This window comes from Pseudomonas brassicacearum, assembly GCF_003732225.1.
Taxonomy (GTDB): domain Bacteria; phylum Pseudomonadota; class Gammaproteobacteria; order Pseudomonadales; family Pseudomonadaceae; genus Aquipseudomonas; species Aquipseudomonas brassicacearum_E.
Genome location: NZ_MOBJ01000007.1, coordinates 301,203 through 318,939, shown reverse-complemented (window position 1 = coordinate 318,939; position 17,737 = coordinate 301,203). Strand labels below are relative to the sequence as shown.

General features: G+C 55.4%; 11 protein-coding genes and 2 pseudogenes. 7 read left to right on the top strand and 6 right to left on the bottom strand.

The genetic code is table 11. The annotated features are described in order from the left end of the window. Window positions 1-99: 99 nt before the first annotated feature. From BK659_RS11385 to BK659_RS11355, 7 genes and pseudogenes are all read left to right on the top strand, one after another. Window positions 100-2,406 (top strand): GGDEF/EAL domain-containing response regulator, encoded by a 2,307-nt coding sequence (locus BK659_RS11385; protein ID WP_123425299.1) that lies wholly within the window; start codon window positions 100-102, stop codon window positions 2,404-2,406. After that, window positions 2,403-4,274 carry an EAL domain-containing response regulator gene (locus tag BK659_RS11380; protein ID WP_123425154.1) on the top strand — a complete coding sequence of 624 codons (1,872 nt, stop codon included), beginning with the start codon at window positions 2,403-2,405 and terminating at the stop codon, window positions 4,272-4,274. The genes BK659_RS11385 and BK659_RS11380 overlap by 4 nt, the downstream gene beginning before the upstream one ends. An 81-nt stretch (window positions 4,275-4,355) precedes the next feature. After that, a complete protein-coding gene (locus BK659_RS11375; RefSeq protein ID WP_404942529.1) occupies window positions 4,356-5,279 on the top strand; it encodes a cytochrome-c peroxidase in 924 nt (307 codons plus the stop codon). Next, window positions 5,276-7,087: a DAHL domain-containing protein gene (locus BK659_RS11370; RefSeq protein ID WP_123425152.1), complete on the top strand. Its 1,812-nt coding sequence runs from the start codon at window positions 5,276-5,278 to the stop codon at window positions 7,085-7,087. The genes BK659_RS11375 and BK659_RS11370 overlap by 4 nt, the downstream gene beginning before the upstream one ends. After that, window positions 7,084-8,469 (top strand): ATP-binding protein, encoded by a 1,386-nt coding sequence (locus BK659_RS11365; RefSeq protein WP_123425151.1) that lies wholly within the window; start codon window positions 7,084-7,086, stop codon window positions 8,467-8,469. The genes BK659_RS11370 and BK659_RS11365 overlap by 4 nt, the downstream gene beginning before the upstream one ends. A 177-nt stretch (window positions 8,470-8,646) precedes the next feature. Further along, window positions 8,647-8,841, top strand: a pseudogene (locus tag BK659_RS11360) (response regulator transcription factor); the annotation flags it as partial. A gap of 166 nt (window positions 8,842-9,007) precedes the next feature. Then, entirely contained in the window at window positions 9,008-10,624 is a 1,617-nt protein-coding gene (locus BK659_RS11355; RefSeq protein ID WP_123425150.1) for an FMN-binding glutamate synthase family protein, read from the top strand. Between the two features lie 179 nt (window positions 10,625-10,803). Here BK659_RS11355 and BK659_RS11350 read toward each other — a convergent pair whose 3' ends face one another. The 6 genes and pseudogenes from BK659_RS11350 to BK659_RS11325 form a co-directional block, all read right to left on the bottom strand. After that, the gene (locus BK659_RS11350; RefSeq protein ID WP_123425149.1) at window positions 10,804-12,306 is read right to left on the bottom strand and encodes a glucosyltransferase domain-containing protein; all 1,503 of its coding nucleotides are present in this window, start codon (window positions 12,304-12,306) and stop codon (window positions 10,804-10,806) included. Further along, window positions 12,299-13,267 (bottom strand): glycosyltransferase family 2 protein, encoded by a 969-nt coding sequence (locus BK659_RS11345; RefSeq protein WP_123425148.1) that lies wholly within the window; start codon window positions 13,265-13,267, stop codon window positions 12,299-12,301. The genes BK659_RS11350 and BK659_RS11345 overlap by 8 nt, the downstream gene beginning before the upstream one ends. Beyond that, on the bottom strand, window positions 13,264-13,638 hold the full coding sequence (locus BK659_RS11340) for a GtrA family protein (RefSeq protein WP_123425147.1): 375 nt from the start codon (window positions 13,636-13,638) through the stop codon (window positions 13,264-13,266). Before BK659_RS11340 ends, BK659_RS11345 begins: the two co-directional genes overlap by 4 nt. Window positions 13,639-13,780: 142 nt before the next feature. Beyond that, window positions 13,781-14,164 carry a hypothetical protein gene (locus BK659_RS11335; protein ID WP_123425146.1) on the bottom strand — a complete coding sequence of 128 codons (384 nt, stop codon included), beginning with the start codon at window positions 14,162-14,164 and terminating at the stop codon, window positions 13,781-13,783. Window positions 14,165-15,366: 1,202 nt separating this feature from the next. Continuing rightward, window positions 15,367-15,969 (bottom strand): annotated as a pseudogene (locus BK659_RS28310) (glycosyltransferase family 39 protein); the annotation flags it as partial. A gap of 247 nt (window positions 15,970-16,216) precedes the next feature. Then, window positions 16,217-17,665 (bottom strand): glycosyltransferase family 39 protein, encoded by a 1,449-nt coding sequence (locus BK659_RS11325; protein ID WP_148050432.1) that lies wholly within the window; start codon window positions 17,663-17,665, stop codon window positions 16,217-16,219. Between the last annotated feature and the right edge of the window lie 72 nt (window positions 17,666-17,737).

The following is a 17,737-nucleotide window of genomic DNA, read 5'->3' as shown; positions in this document are numbered from 1 at the left end:
TACCTGGATCCAAGAACTGCACCTGTAACACTCCGTGATCAGGAAGGGATGCCGCATGAACACAACCCAGCGCAGGGTCATCTGCAACGGTGCATTGCAATGAAGGCACCGTATGTGCGGAACAACCGACGGATCCTGATCGTCGACGACACCGCCTCCATCCATCAGGACTTTGCCAAGATCCTCTGCCCCCACGCGCTCGATAACGATGCGTTGAGCAGCGCCGAAGAAGCCCTGTTCGGCACGCAAGTGGTGGTTTCAGACGTGGGTTTCGTGCTCGACAGCGCATTTCAGGGCCTGGAAGCCTTGGGCAAGGTCGAAGCCGCCCTGGCCAAAGACCTACCTTATGCGATGGCCTTTATCGACATGCGCATGCCGCCCGGTTGGGACGGTCTGGAAACCATCGAACGGCTCTGGCAGGTCGATCCAAAGCTGCAAGTCGCACTGTGTACCGCGTATTCCGACTATTCCTGGGACGATATCGCCGAAAGGCTGGAACTGGGCGATCGCCTGCTGATCCTGAAGAAACCCTTCGATGCCATCGAAATCCGTCAGATGGCCAGCGCCCTGACCGTCAAATGGCAAATGACCGAAGACGCTGCACTGAAAATGAACCTGCTGGAGCAGGCGGTCGAAGAGCGAACCCGAGAGCTGTCCGACGCCAATATCATCGTGCAGAACAGCCCGACCATTTTGTATCGGCTGCGCGGAGAACCCTCGTTCCCGCTGATGTACATCTCCCACAACATCACCAAGTTCGGTCACGTGGCTGCGCAACTGGTGGCGTCGGCCAACTGGGCCAAGGAGCTGATTCATCCCGAGGACCAAGGGAAAGTCGACGACGCCATGGCCCGCATCCTGGACCGTGACGCTGCCGGTGCGTCCATTGAATTCCGTCTGCGCACCGGCACAGGCGACTGGCGCTGGGTCGAAAACCGCTACGTGCCGGTGCGTGACCACGACGGACGCTTGCTGGAAGTCGAAGGCATCATCATCGACATCACTGAACGCAAGCTGGCCGAAGAGAAGATCGCCCTGCTGGCACGCACCGACGGGCTGACCGGGCTGGCCAACCGCGCGACGCTCCTCGAGCGTCTGCACCAGGCATTCGCTGCCGCACGTCGGGGAGCAGCGACATTCGCCGTGTTCTACCTGGACCTGGATCATTTCAAACGCATCAACGACACCCTGGGCCATCCCATCGGGGATTTGCTGTTGCAGGAGGTCGCCCGGCGCATCAAGGCCTGCATCCGCGAAAACGACGTGGTGGCGCGCTTGGGGGGCGACGAGTTTGCCATCGTGCAGCTCGACGCCGGCGACCCGACACAATCGGCGACCCTGGCGGGCAAGGTCCGCGATGAGCTGGTGCTGCCCTACACACTCGATGGCAACAACGTGCGGGTTTCGGTCAGCATCGGCATCAGCACTTACTCCAGTAGCAGCTTGAGTGCCGAGAGTCTGTTGGCTCAAGCCGACATGGCGCTGTACCGCTCCAAGGAAAAGGGCCGCAACCAGTACCATTTCCACTCCGAAGAGATCAATCAGGAAGTGCTCGACCGGATTTCGATTGCCAACGATTTGAAACAAGCCATCGACCGAAACGAGCTCGAACTGCATTACTTGCCGGAAGTCGACCTGAGTACCGGAAAAATCCTCGGCATGGAAGCCCAGGTTCGCTGGAGTCATCCAGAGCGAGGATTGCTGGAGCCCGACATGTTTCTTCCTGCGGCGGAAAAAACCGGTGTGATCATCGCGCTTGGGCACTGGTTACTGGATCGGGCCTGCCAGCAAATGCGTCAGTGGCGCGACAACGGCATGGCGCCACCGGTGATTGCGATCAAACTCTCGCTGGCCCAGCTCAAGAGCGGTCCGGACCTGATCTACGACGTGCTGCGCACCACAGCCCTCTGGAACCTCTGCCCCTGGGACCTGCGCTTCGACGTCACCGAAGCGACGCTGGCGCAAACCAAATGGACCCACAACGACGTGCTGCCACGCTTGCGTGAGCTGGGCGTGAAAATAGCCATCGACGACTTTGGCACCGAGTATTCCTCATTCGACTACCTCAAGACCTACCGGGTCAATCACCTCAAACTCGCCCAGGCCTTCATCGACACCGCAACCCGCGACCCCGCCAGCGCCACGACCCTGCGCGCGATCATCAATTTTGCCCGCGAAGTGGGGATCGGCATCATTGCCGAAGGCGTCGAGACCCAGGAACAGCGCAGCTCGCTGATCTCCACCGGCTCGCCAATGAACGCTCAGGGCTACTACTTCAGCAAAGCCGTCAGTAGCCAGCAGGCAGCGGCGTTGCTGATGGCCGGCAGCATCGTGCCACCGACCTTCCCCGGCGCAACAAACCCGATGTTCGAAGATGCGCCCCACCCACCGGAGGACCGGGGATGAAACTATCGCTCGCCCCCACTAACCGGCGCATCCTGATCATCGATGACATGCCTTCGATCCATCAGGACTTTCGCAAGATCCTCAGCCCCGACGCGCAAAACGAACAGACGCTGGCGGGTACCGAAGAGGCGTTGTTCGGCACGGAACAACCCTCTCGCCCGACGTTTCTCCTCGACTCGGCCTATCAGGGGGAAGAGGCGCTGGAACTGGTCAAACGAGCCCAGGCCGAAGGCCGCCCCTATGCTCTGGTATTTACCGATATGCGCATGCCGCCGGGTTGGGACGGTCTGGAAACAATCGAACGACTCTGGCAGGCCGACCCGCACCTGCAAATCGCCTTGTGTACCGCCTTCTCCGACTACACTTGGGAAGCGATGGCCGAGCGTCTGGCGTTCGGCGACCAGTTGCTGGTGCTGAAAAAGCCTTTCGACAGCCTGGAAATCCGTCAGATGGCCAGTGCCCTAACCTGGAAATGGCAGATGGCCCAGGACGCCGCGATAAAAATGCTCAGTCTGGAGCGAACCATCGAGGACCGCGTTCAGGAGCTGCTCAAAGTCTCCCATCTGCTGCAATACGACGTACTCACCGGCCTGCCCAACAGCACCTTGCTGGGTGACCGGCTGACTCAGTCCCTGGCCCTTTCGCGGCGACACGACAAACAACTGGCGGTGATATTTCTGGGGCTGGACCGCTTCAAGCGCATCAATAACGCACTGGGACATCCGGTTGGCGATGAAATGCTCAAACGGGTCAGCCAGAGCCTCGTGGCCACGGTGCGTGAGTCCGATTCGGTATTTCGCTACGGTTCCGACGAGTTCGTGGTGATCCTCGCGGACATCCACCATCCCCAGCAAACCAAAGGGGTTGCCGAAAAGCTGCTGAAGGCCGTCAGCGCCCAACAGCACATTGCCGGCCATGACCTGAGCGTGACCGCCAGCCTGGGCATCAGCATCTACCCTGACGACGGCTTCGATGCCGTGCCACTGATCAAAAAAGCCGAAACCGCGATGCACAACGTCAAGGAAAGCGGCCTCAACGATTTCAGTTTTTTCATCGACGACATGAATCAGCGCGCCCGCGAACAACAAAACACCGAATCCGGCATCCGCCTGGCGCTGGAGCGCGACGAGTTCGTCCTGCATTACCAACCCAAACTGGATCTGCGTACCGGCAAAGTGGTCGGCGCAGAAGCCTTGGTTCGCTGGTTAAAACCCGGTCACGGCTGGGTGTATCCAACAGACTTCATCGGGGTGGCCGAGGACAGTGGGCTGATCGTTCCGCTGAGCAAATGGGTGTTGACCCAAGCCTGCCAACAGGCCCGCGCCTGGCAGTTGGCCGGGTTGCCAGCGATCAGCATGTCCGTCAACGTTTCCGCCATCGACTTCCGTCAACGCGACTTTGTCGACGGTATCGTGAAGATCCTCGAACAGACCGGCTTCGACCCAACACTGCTGGAACTCGAAATCACTGAAAGCGTGCTGATGCAGAACGTCGAGGCCACCGTACTGACCTTGCACGCCATCAAGGCATTGGGCGTGCGCCTGGCCATTGATGACTTCGGTACCGGCTATTCCAGCCTGAGCTACCTGCGACGGTTCCCTGTCGATGTACTGAAAATCGACCAGTCATTCGTTCGCGGGCTGAGCAGCGAAAACAACGACGCCGCGCTGGTCAGCGCTATCATCAGCCTGGGCAAGAGCCTCAACCTCAATATCATCGCCGAAGGTGTGGAAACTCTTGAACAACTGGACTTCCTCAAAGCCCTTCAGTGTGAGGAAGGTCAGGGTTACTTCTTCAGCAAAGCCGTGCTCCCGGGAGAATTCGTGCAGTTTCTCACCGACAGCCAGCAGACGTCACCGCGCACGTAGACCAACGACCCGACGGCGCAGGCACTCAAGCCAAGGAATCATCAGATGTCGCCCTATGGATTCACGCTGCTCATCACACTGATGTTCGGACTCTGCCCGATGGCGAGCGCCGAGCCTCTGGACGAACCCCTTAAACCGCTACCGCCGGTGCCGGTGCAAGACCCTCAGCGTGTCGAGTTGGGTCGTCAGCTGTTCAACGAAACACGGTTGTCGGTCAACAACAGCCTGTCCTGTGCCAGCTGCCATCACCTGGAAAAAGGCGGGGGCGACAACAAGGCATTTTCCATCGGTTTCAACGGCCAGCCGCTGACCGTCAATACCCCCAGCGTGTTGAATGCCAGCTTGAACTTCAGGCAGTTCTGGAACGGTCGCGCCGCTACCCTGGAAGACCAGGCTCACGCAGTGGTGCAAAGCCCCACTGAAATGGGCAACAACTGGGAACATGTGGTGCAAACGCTGTCCACTGACCCGGCCTACCACTTGGCGTTCGGCAACGCTTATCCCGATGGGGTCACGGCCGCCAATGTGCAAAACGCCCTGGCCACCTACGAGCGCACCTTGCTCAGCGCCAATTCGCGATTCGACCAGTACCTGCTGGGCAACACCGACATTCTCAGCCTCGATGAAAAGTACGGTTACCAACGCTTCAAGGACTACGGCTGCATTGCCTGCCACCAAGGGGTCAACATTGGCGGCAACATGTACCAAAAGCTGGGGGTCATGGGTGACTACTTCCAGGCGCGGGGCAATCCGACCGAGTCGGACCTGGGGCGTTATCTGGTGACCAAGGACGAAGAAGACCGCAACGTGTTCAAGGTCCCCAGTCTGCGAAACGTCGCAGTGAACGCACCGTACTTTCATGACGGCGCGGCGAAAACCCTCGAAGAAGCCGTGGATGTGATGTTCAAGTTCCAGCTGGGACGCGTTCCCTCCGATGAAGACAAGGCGCTGATCATCAAATTCCTCGGAACCCTGACCGGCGAGTGGGGAGGCAAAGCACTATGAAAGTGTCCCGTCGACTCAGTTTGCTGCTGCTCAGTGGCATGACCGTGTTGCTCGCTTCCATGCTGGTGTTCCTGTACATCAAGTCCAGCACCGACCCGGCCTCAGGCTATTCCGACGCTCGAGACCTGATCGGCCGGATGAAGCAACTCAATGCGCAATGGGAAACCGAGATTCTCAAGGCCAGGATCGCCATCAGCCACGACTACGATCCACTGGTCGCGCCCCTGACCGAGATGACTCGCCTGTGGCAACAATTTGAGGCTATCGAACCCAGCCACGAGCGCAGTGACTCAGCAGTCTGGCAGGCGCGTTATGACGCCTACCTCACTTTAATCAAGGAAAAGACCCGCCTGGTAGAGCAGTTCAAATCGCACAATGCGGTATTGCGCAACTCCCTGGCCTTCTTGCCGACCGCCGAAGACGACATCCAGAACCAGTTCGCCCACCTCCAGGATCACGACAAACTGCAACTTCAGAACATCGCCACCGACACCTACGACCTGCTGCTCAGCAGCCTGGAGTTCGCCCAGGTCGCCTCCGACGACAAGGCCGCCGACATTCTGGTAGGCCAAAACAAACTGGTGGTGAACAAACTGCGCCTGCCCGATGAGTTGCATGAGCAGGTGGATATTCTGGGCAACCACATCGCGTTGATCCTGCGCGAACAACCGATCGTCAACAGCCTCCTGACGCGGATCGAAGCGATACCGGTAGCCTCGCGCCTGGACGATATCACCGACCTGTTCAATAAAGATGAGCAACAAATCGACACGAGCCAGCAGCGATATCACCTGTACATGCTGGTGTTTTCAGCGCTTCTTGTTCTGTTGTTGCTGTTTATGACCATCCGGCTGCTGCGCAGCTTCGCGGAAATCAACCGGGTCAACAGGGACCTGCAAACAGCCAATGAAGACCTGGAACAACGGGTCGAGGAGCGCACCCGCGAACTCAGGGACACCCAAAGCGAACTGCTCGACACCGCACGCCAGGCCGGGATGGCCGAGATCGCCACCAACGTGCTGCACAACGTCGGCAATGTGCTCAACAGCGTGAATATCTCCGCCGACCTGGTCACCCGAAAATTGCGCACCAGCAAGGCGCTGGGGCTGGGCAAGGCGATGCAGCTGATCAACGAGCACCTGGGCGACCTTGGCCACTTCATCACCGAAGACGAAAAAGGCAAATTGCTGCCCGGATACCTGAATCAACTGGTGGAAGCCATTGCCCTTGAGCAGCAGGGCATCACCGACGAACTGGCGCAATTGAGCAAAAGCGTCGACCACATCAAGGACATCGTTGCCACTCAACAGTCTTACGCCGGCGCCAACAGCCTGATGGAACCGCTGCAGGTCAGTGAGCTGCTCGAGGACGCCCTGCGGATGAATTCGGGCGCCCTGACCCGCCACCATGTAACGGTGGTCAAAGACTACGCCGAGGTGCCCAAAGTGATGGGCGATAAACACCGGATGTTACTGATTCTGATCAACCTGATCAGCAACGCCAAATATGCCATGTCCGACCTCAGCGACCGCCCCCGGGAAATGACCCTGGGGGTCAAGGTGGTCGACGACTCCATCCTTCAGGTCAGCGTCAAGGATGAAGGCGAAGGTATCTCTGCCGAAAACATGACCCGAATCTTTGCCCACGGTTTCACCACGCGCAAGGAAGGTCACGGTTTTGGTCTGCACAGCTGCGCCCTCGCCGCCATCGAGATGAATGGCCACCTGACGGCCCACAGCGACGGTCCGGGTAAAGGTGCGCTGTTCACCTTGAAAATCCCCTTGAAAATCGCCGAAGGTGAAACATGAGCGAGTCAGCGAACCGACGCATCCTGCTGATCGACGACACACCGTCGATCCATGACGACTTTCGCAAGATCCTTACACCTGAGCCGCCACAACACGGTGAACTGGACGAGATGGAGTCAGCGCTGTTCGGCACGCAAATCAAAGCAACGAGTGCCAGCTTCGAACTGGATTCGGCCTATGCAGGCCAGGAAGGCTTGAGCAAACTGGTCCAGGCCCAACAGGACAATCGCCCCTATGCACTGGCATTCGTCGACATGCGCATGCCCCAGGGCTGGGATGGCGCCGAAACCATCGAGCATTTATGGCAAGCCGATCCGCGTCTGCAGGTGGTGGTCTGTACCGCGTATTCCGACTACTCCTGGGATGAACTGCTCAATCGCTTGCAGGCCCACGACCGACTGCTGATCCTGAAAAAACCCTTCGACAACATCGAAGTCCAGCAAATGGCCAACACCTTGACCAGCAAGTGGGACATGACCGAGCGCGCCACCGTCCAGATGCATCATCTGGAGCACCTTGTGGTGCAACGCACCGCGGAACTGCAACAGGAAATCGACGAGCGCAAGCAACTCGAAAGCCAGTTGGTCCAGTCGGAAAAACTCGCTTCCCTGGGGCAACTGGCAGCCGGCGTCGCCCATGAGATCAACAACCCCATCGGCTTCATTTCGTCGAACCTTGGCAGCCTGGATGGCTACTTCAAGCAGTTGCAGGACATGCTCGACGCCTATCAGAGTGCCGAAGAAGCCATTGGCTCCGTTGAACTGCTCGGGCGCCTCAAGGCACTTCGTGAACAGGTGGAGCTGGACTTTCTGCGTGAAGACATTCCGCTGCTGATCAGGGAATCCAAGGACGGCATCAACCGGGTCGGGCAAATTGTCAGGGACCTGAAGGACTTCTCCCGCGTGGATACCAGCCAGGAGTGGCAGTGGGTCAACCTGCAAGTGGGCATTGATTCGACGCTGAACATTGTCGCCAACGAATTAAAGTACAAGGCCGACGTGATCAAGGAATATCAGCCGCTTCCCGAGATCGAGTGCCTGCCCTCCCAGATCAATCAGGTGGTCATGAACCTGATCGTCAACGCTGCACAGGCCATGGGGCCCGAACGCGGGACTATCACCCTGAGTAACGGGGTTGTCGGGGAAAGAGTCTGGGTCGAAGTCGCGGACACCGGCTCAGGCATCGCCCCCGAAAGCCTGCAGAAAATTTTTGACCCCTTCTTCACCACCAAACCGGTGGGCCAAGGGACGGGATTAGGCCTCTCATTGTCTTACGGCATTGTGAAAAAACACCGTGGGGACATTACAGTACGCAGCGAACTCGGGGTGGGCACCACCTTTCGGGTGGAGCTGCCGATCCGACAGTCAAAAACCGCAGCCTGAAAGATCGCAGCCTGCGGCAGCTCCTACAGGGGATCGGTGTAGGAGCTGCCGCAGGCTGCGATCTTTTGATCCTGGATATTTGCCCGGCCAGTCCCTGTACGCCAGTATGCACCGCAGCAATCGGCCCACCACAGTGACCGGCGTATCCGCCTCGAAGCCTTGGTGAAACAGCTCAAGGGTGCACAATTGACGTCCCGAGAGCTGGATGTCGGGCGCTTGATGCTCAGCGGTTGCACCAGTAAAGAAATCGCCCGTAAGCTGGACATCTCTGTTGAAACCGTGAAAGTCCATAAGAAACACATGTACAGCAAGCTGGGGATCAAATCCCAGTCCGAGCTGTTTTCGATATTTCTCCAGGCCCAAACCCCGTAGCAGCTGTCGAGCCTGCGAGGCTGCGTTCGAGGACGAAGTCCTCGCAAATCCTGCGTACGCAGTTTGCCGAAATTACGACCGCTTCGCGGCCGGACGCAGCCTCGCAGGCTCGACAGCTGCTACGGATCGATCCAGTAATCAATGAGTCCGAACCCAAGGAAACCGTATGAGCCTGTCACTCCTGAGCCGCTACGCCTTCTTTGCCGTCTGCGTGATGTTCACCCTCGCCAGCCTGCCCTTTCTTGAATACGACTGGCTCTGGCCAATCTCCATCGTCACCGGCCTGCTGAGCCTGCTGGGTATATTCGACCTGCTGCAAAGCCCCCACGCGGTACGCCGCAACTACCCGATCCTGGGCAATATCCGTTATCTGGTGGAAGGCATTCGCCCGGAAATCCGCCAATACCTGCTCGAATCCGACAGCGACGCCCTGCCCTTCTCCCGAGCCCAGCGTTCGTTGGTCTATTCGCGAGCCAAGAACGAAAGCGCCGACAAACCCTTTGGCACACTGATCGACGTGTACCAGTCGGGCTTCGAGTTCATCGGCCATTCGATGCGCCCGGCACCTGTGAGCGACCCGAGCGGTTTTCGAGTGATTGTCGGCGGCCCGCAATGTACAAAACCGTACTCGGCCTCAGTGTTCAACATCTCGGCGATGAGTTTTGGTTCGCTGAGCGCCAACGCAATCCGTGCCCTCAACCAGGGCGCCAAACTCGGCAACTTCGCCCATGACACGGGCGAAGGCAGCATCAGCCCCTACCACCGCGAACACGCTGGCGACCTGACCTGGGAACTGGGCAGCGGCTACTTCGGCTGCCGCACCGCCGACGGACGCTTCGACCCGGAACGCTTTGCCGCCCAGGCCCAGGATCCGCAAGTGCGGATGATCGAAATCAAAATGAGCCAGGGCGCCAAACCCGGCCATGGCGGCATCCTGCCCAAGCACAAAGTGACCCAGGAAATTGCCGACACGCGTGGCGTTCCGATGGGCCAGGACTGCGTGTCGCCTTCACGCCACAGCGCGTTTTCCACACCGATCGAAATGATGCACTTCATCAAGCAACTGCGTGAACTGTCCGGCGGCAAACCGGTGGGCTTCAAGTTCTGCCTCGGCCACCCGTGGGAGTTCATGGGCATTGCCAAGGCCATGCTGGAAACCGGCATCCTGCCGGACTTCATCGTGGTCGATGGCAAGGAAGGCGGCACCGGCGCTGCGCCAGTGGAGTTCACCGACCACATCGGCGTGCCAATGCGCGAAGGCCTGCTGTTCGTGCACAACACCCTCGTGGGCCTGAACCTGCGGGACAAGATCAAACTCGGCGCCAGCGGCAAAATCGTCAGTGCCTTCGACATCGCCAGCGTCCTGGCGATTGGTGCCGACTGGGCCAACTCGGCCCGTGGCTTCATGTTCGCCATCGGCTGCATCCAGTCGCAAAGCTGCCACACCAACAAGTGCCCGACCGGCGTCGCCACTCAGGACACCCTGCGCCAACGTGCGCTAGTGGTGCCGGACAAGGCTCAGCGCGTCTTCAACTTCCACCGCAGCACCCTCAAGGCCCTGGCCGAAATGCTCGCCGCTGCCGGCCTCGAACACCCATCGCAGCTGTCGGCCAAGCACCTGGTACGACGCATGTCGGCCACCGAGATCAAACTGTTTTCCCAACTGCATGTGTTCCTCAAACCCGGCGAATTGCTGACGGGTGACGTGAATGGCGAGTTCTATTCACGGATGTGGCAGATGGCGCGGGCGGATAGTTTTGAGGCGAATGAGGTGGCGGCCTGAAGATAGCTTTTACGCCAGCCTCATCGGGAGGTTGGCGGCCAGCTCAACGAAGAGCACCAGACTCTAAGTGTTTGCCAGGGCCTTCATCCAACCCGAATACATTCCCCATCCAAATCTTCATCGGGCTAGAGCGAGGCATTGCTGGTCATCTCGGGATACTACGTCGGGCTAGCAAGCAGTCACCTACGATCAAAGTCTTTCGCAGCAGTCCATCTTTTCATTACGACATACCCGTTTTCTTCCGAAGTATAAATATAATAGTACCTGCTACTTACAACCAACTTGCACGCACCACACCCTGAAAAATCACCTTGATAATTATCCATCCTTAGTACATTGGTTAATCCTGCCGTTCGCATGGTCTCGGGCAGAACTAAAAAATCGAGAGCAAGAATATAAGAGATGGCAGGAGACGCTTTTAATGTTCTACTCGCACCAGGAATCCAATCATAGGTGCTATCGACCACTAACCAGATTTTTTCAAGCCTCCGAAGTTCCTCACGTGAGACAACGTCATAGTTCAAACTATGCACAACTGTATATTCAAACTCCTTTTTCGCGATCATGACGCGACCGTAAGCATAAGAAAAAGTCAACATAAAAAACAAAGGGACCACAAGAAAAAGCCCCAAATGCCGATGTATCCTCACTAACAACTGAGCATTCAACAAAAGCATAAAAACCAATAGCGACGAAAACCCCAAAAGATTTCGAGCCCCCGAATAAGAAACACTCACAAAAAGATCAATACCATAAACTGCCAATATAGAGACAATCATCGTCAACAGAAAAATCACGAGGACCGTCGACTTTTCCAACATACCCTCTTTTCTCAAAACACGCTCATAACCTGTTAGTAAAAAACTAATAGATGCCATGACCGCGAGTATCAAAAAAAGCCAGGAATTACCCGAATTAAACAAAAGAAAAACATTTTCAGTCACCGTCGAAATTCGCTCGATGACTTCCATCATTCCGGCACTGTTCAGACTAATAAAGCCCTGCCGATCACCACTGATAAGCTGATAGGAGGTCATACAATAAATACTGAGCCCCCCCGTTAATTGAGCCACTCTCAATATACCAGCCCGCACAATGGCTCTTGAAGAGGCTCCCGAATTAATACATCTGTAAACATCAATACAGGATAGTCCCACGAAGACATTCAAACACACTTGATAAAAAGAAAGCGCCACTGCAATTAATACAGCAGGGAGTATGATCAGCCACCACCCTGATATATTTTTGTAGGTGATCGCATATATGACGGCAACAATCCCAAGCACCATTGTGGGTCCGTCATACTGATAAGAAAGATTTTGAAGAAAAAATGGGCTGTACCACAAGGGCAGCACAACCAAGCATCCCACCAGCCCTACGACTGAAAAATAATGCTCGGTCAGTTTTGTCAGCGCTAATGATATGGCTATTGTGGCAATTAGCAAAGGCAGCGGAAAAACATTAGTAACAGACAGAGAAAACGTCATAACGGTATAAAACAGTTCGACAAGCGGTCGACCGTCTTCAGTCCATCCCTTGAGCCCCAGTACCGCCCTCCAATGGTCATCAATGTACATATAGTCCGCATACACTATCGGAAAAACATACAAAAACGTCATCACTTGAAAAAAAACATAGACCTCCCCGCGAGCCCACGGCCGACTCAAAATACCCTCAAACATTTTTAATCCTACGATCCAAAAATTCTGAATGACTCACACTTTTAGCCACAACGTCTTTAACCACATACCTTGGCCGACGTTTGGCCTCAATATAAATCCGCCCTATATACTCCCCCAATATCCCGATACCGACCAGCTGCACCCCACCCAAAAACAAAATCGCGGTCATCAGCGACGGATAACCCGGCACTGCATTACCGAAAAAAATCTTCTCCAGCACCATGTACCCCGCATACAAAAGTGCCAGTAATGAAATGCCACCACCGATATAGGTCCACAATCGCAGCGGCACCGTGCTGAAAGACGTAATCCCCTCCAGCGCCAAATTCCACAACTTCCAGCCATTGAACTTACTCCTGCCAGCGACACGAGGAGCACGGTCGTATTCGATGATCACCGTGTTGAACCCTGCCCACGACAATACGCCTTTCATGAACAATTGCTGTTCGGGCAAGGCTTTGATCACGTCCACCACCTTGCGGTCCATCAGGCGGAAGTCGCCGACGTTTTCTTCAATGTGGGTGTAAGCGATGCGGTTGAGCAGGTGGTAGAACATCGACGCGCAGTTGCGTTTGAGGTAGCTGTCAGTCATACGGTCGTGTCGTTTTGCCAAGACCACGTCCGCACCGGTTTGCCACTCGTGGATCAACCGTGGAATGACTTCGATCGGATCTTGCAGGTCCACGTCCATGGGAATCACCGCATCGCCACTGGCGTATTCCAGCCCCGCGAACAACGCAGGTTCTTTACCGAAGTTGCGGGAGAAGTTGATCACTACAACGTTGCTATCGACCAACGCTATGGCCTGGGCGAGTTCTGCGGTTCTGTCGGTGCTGCCATCGTTGATAAAAACGATCTCGATCTGGTGCGCTCGCAGTACCACGCTGTGCCTGATGGCTTGATAAAACGGTCCTATGGCTTGTTCCTCATTGAAGACCGGAACCACCAGAGAGACTTTCATGATTCACACCCGCGAAACACCACGAATTTCGAATAGAAAAAGCCACACACCAGGCTCAACAGTGAGAACACCAATACCGTCACCAGACCGTGAATTCTCCATCGGTCTCCCACCATCCCCACACCTAGACTCAACACCCCCATGAAACCAATAAAGAGCAGATACCGTCTCACCGACACCTTGGCATCGAAGGTATAGAGCGCATTCACATAAAAGGAAAAGGATGCGGCGACACAGAAGGCCGAGAAATTGCTGATAGCCTGATTGAGTTCAGCAGCCGTCGTCAGCACGAAAAATATCTGCCAATGAATCAAGGCATTGGCCACCCCAACCACTGTGTAGCTTGAAAACCCCTTCCATAAAGTCTTCATGCCAGCTCCTTCCAATGTTGGCTTGTCAGACGTTGTTGAAGCTAGGCCCCCCATCCGGAATCCGTCTACTGTCAGAAATAACAGGTACCGACAGATATCAGACAGACGGTAGCCGACAGTCAGGTCATTTGACCTGGAAGGTTCATGCCCCCGGGTTGCGAAAGAATGTGCCGGAATACACGACAGCGCCGATCACCCCGCAGGTGCAACCGATGAGTAAAGATGCCCAACCTGATAGACCGCTGAAATCGGCAACAATACTTATGCTCAGGCTCACGCCCGCCAGGATACTGGTCACCAGCAAATAGAGAGCGTCACTGGAGCTGTCGCTGTCGCTGTCGCTGTGCTGCACATTGAGCCACTGGCAAAAAGTCATGACCACGCAGAAAGCAGCGAAATGACTCAAGGCTTGATTCAAACCCAAAAACCAGTACAACAGCGAAAAAGAGGCTCCGTAGATCAACACGAAAAAAAGTGCAGTGGTTAAACACTTGAAAAAGTCGCCGACTATTAACTTCATGCTCATGGGTGACGATTCCATTTTTTCGTTGAACGATGCAGTGGCGTTCTATTAACGAACATGGCCCCTGATATGAAGCCTGACACTAATCGGCCGTTTTCGACCTGTCTACTGTCAAGTCTGACAGTAGACAGGTCGAAAGAAATACGCGCCCATGTGTTCAAGAGCGCGTTGTAATGACTAATAGGCGTGACGTGAATGGCGAGTTCTATTCACGGATGTGGCAGATGGCGCGGGCTGACAGCTTTGAGGCCAATGCCGTGTAACGCGTACTCGTGACCATCCGGTGGCTGGGTAGAACAGCCGCCGGTGGTTTGGCCGGCAGAGGTGCTGGTCATATAGAGTCGAAGCTCCATGTCCCCCACGCCTTGCGCGAACACGCACTGCCAATTGCCTGGAAAATGGTTTTCATCATCCGCCAGGCGAGTCGATGTCACCCACCACACTCGCTTGGTGTCTGGCGATACGCTGACAAGGTTGTCGAGAAAGACTTTATCCCGATCCTGGTAAATCAACGTGGACGCGCCATAGCCGTTGGGTCGGTTATCCGTGCTGTTATCCCAGGGCGCCTGATACAACCTTGGTTGAATGTCGGAGCGATTGTAGTAAGCAACGCTGTAATACCAGTACGCGCCATCCACAATGATGTTATCGCCAGCGACAGAGCTCTCATTGATACGCGACACAATATTGTCAAGCGGGTACATGGATTCATTACGTGGATCATCCAGATCATCTTGTTGTTTATAGATAGTATTCAGCCCCATGAGTTGAACCCCGACCATCAACAGGACAGACACCCACGCCAAGGCACGCGTGCGACGGGCAATCCGGCTTATTGCCAATGCTGCAATCATCGGCAAGCCAAGCGCTGCAAATGCCATGTACCGTTCGACAAATATGGGAAAACCGAACGACACCATAAAAACAATCAACACTGGCAACAGCACATAGATCATCAGCAATAACTCAAGTTTCAACCTGCTTCTTGCCTTGAGCCCGACCCACACCACCGATGCCAGCACCAGCGCTGGAAGCATTACATAAAGCGGGCCTGCAAACTCCAACCCATTCCTCACCGTTAAAAATTTCCAGACCGCTGAAGGCAACGTGTAAATCGTCAATTCAGGTATCCAGAAAATATCCCCTCCGGTCTTTAACTTCTCTGTATTTAAAAACACCTCATTACCCAGGCTGATCAACCAAGGGATATACAGAACAACAATGACCACATTAGCGGCCCACCATATCGGCCGTGAGAGGTAATGAAGCGTTTCATCTCGCTGAAGGCGCAAGACAACGAGGTATAACCAATGAGACAGCAAACATAAAACAGCCAGGTAATGTGTGTATAAGGCGGCCGTCATGAGCACAACGTAGCCTGCCAGGTATCGGTTACGAGCGCTTTTGATCCAATAGACCAGGGCGATAGTTGCTCCCAGCAGCCACACCCCCTCCAGCGTATACATCCGGGCTTCCTGGCTGTAGCGAACAGAGATCGGCAGCAAGGCCAGAAACAGCCCGGCCAACAAGGCCACCCTTGGCGTGGTGATCAATCGCATCAACCACACACCGAGCGCAACTGTCGCGACACCCGCGAGCGCGCTCAGAGCCCGAATCGCAACCACACCCTCACCAAAAACAGACATCCAGGCATGGAGAATTAAAAAATACAGCGGCGGATGAACGTCATGCCCCAGGTGAAACCAGATACGCTCCGGCGACTGAACCCCTACCAGCGCCGAGAACGCTTCATCAGTCCAGAAATAGGGAAGGCTGATGTCGTAAAACCGCACAATGAGCGCAAGCATCATGACAAGCACCCACCCACCGCTGTCTACTGATGAGCGCTGGGATAGAAACCCTGTACCGTCACGATGCTGAAGACCCATATGTCCCCCCCGACAACGTAAACCTGATAGAAACAGGTGCCTGACCACGGACTGCTGACCTTCGTCGTGGATCCGTGTTTACGCTAAACGCACTCGATAAAACGGCCTGCTGTCATTGATAAAGGCTAGCTAACAGGGCTACTCAGGTCGGTTTTTTTTAGCGGCTTCACGGAATCCCGGGACGCACTGAAAATAACCGGACGTCTCCATCACCCGCGGTAAAGGTGTCGAGCAACTGCCAGTGTTCTGGGATAACCACCTTTTGCGCCCCGTCACCACGACCGTCCAGAACCCACGCCCGACCTGAGCTCGGCGTTAGCCATTCAAGGTTATCGAGGTAGACCTTATCGGCGTTTTGTTGAACCAGTGTCCATATTTGATACCCCTCAGGACGGCCGGAAGTACCGTCCTGATGCGGCGGGGTATAAAGCATCGGCGTCACGCCGGTCTTGTTGTAGTACGCAAAGGGATAGTAAAGAAACACACTGGCCACCACGATACCGTCGCCAGGGCTAGCCATTGCGTTGATGTGTTCTGCCAGGGCATCCACCTTGTTTACCTCGTCATACACAATATGCCCCTTGTGATACACGTTATATAACCCGACACTTTCAGTAGACACCATCAATACCAGCAGGATAAAAAACAACGTTTTTGTGCGCCCCCACAGTGCATCCAGTGCAACCGCCATGATCATTGGCAAGCCCAACGCAGCGAACACAAAATAACGTTCAACAAACAGTGGACGAATGAGTGAGACGATCGCGATCAAAACCAGCGGGAACCAGGTATACATGACGAGTAACATGCCGAACTTCTTCTCACTCCTGTCGCGCATGACAACCACTACCGAAATTGCCAAAAACAACAGCGGCACGCTATAGAACATCCAAACCGATTCTTTTGGCCCATCGCTATAGCTCACAAACTGCCAGAGTGCTGAAACCACAGTAGAAACGTCCAGCGGCACTATCCAGTTGAACCCGGAAAACCTGAACTGATTTATCAGACTGGGAATCCAGGGCACGAAAAGCAAAATGACGACCCCATTGGCCACCCACCACGCGGAGGCTGACAACGGCTTGTATTTTACTTCTGGCGAAAACCTCAACACCCACAGGTAGGCCCAATGCGACGCCATACACACCGCCGCAAAATAGTGGGTATAAAGTCCTGCCACCATCAGCAATACATAGACCGCAAGCGGCCAATGACCGCCCGAGCCTTTTACCCAGAAAACGAAAGCAATCGTCGCACCGACCATTAACAGCGCGAGCAACGCATACATGCGAACTTCCTGACTGTAGCGAACCGCTATTGGCAGTAACGCCAACATAATGCCGGCGAGTATCGCCGCTCGTCGTGTACTGACCAAACGAACCAGCCAGATACCCAGCGCGACAGTCGCGACATCCGCCAGCGCACTTAGACTTCTAGCAGCAAAAACGCCATTTCCGAACACACTCATCCATTCATGCAGTATCAGATAGTACAGCGGCGGGTGCACATCTCGAGCGGTATGAAAGAGGATTTGAGACGGAGAATATGAGCTCAGCAGCAAGGTAAAGCCTTCATCAGCCCAGATAGCCGGTTTGCTCAAGTCGTGAAAACGCACCCATGCCGCCAATAGAATAATCGACAGTGTCCAGCACGTACTCAGGAGAACGCGTTCACTTGACCTGTCGAC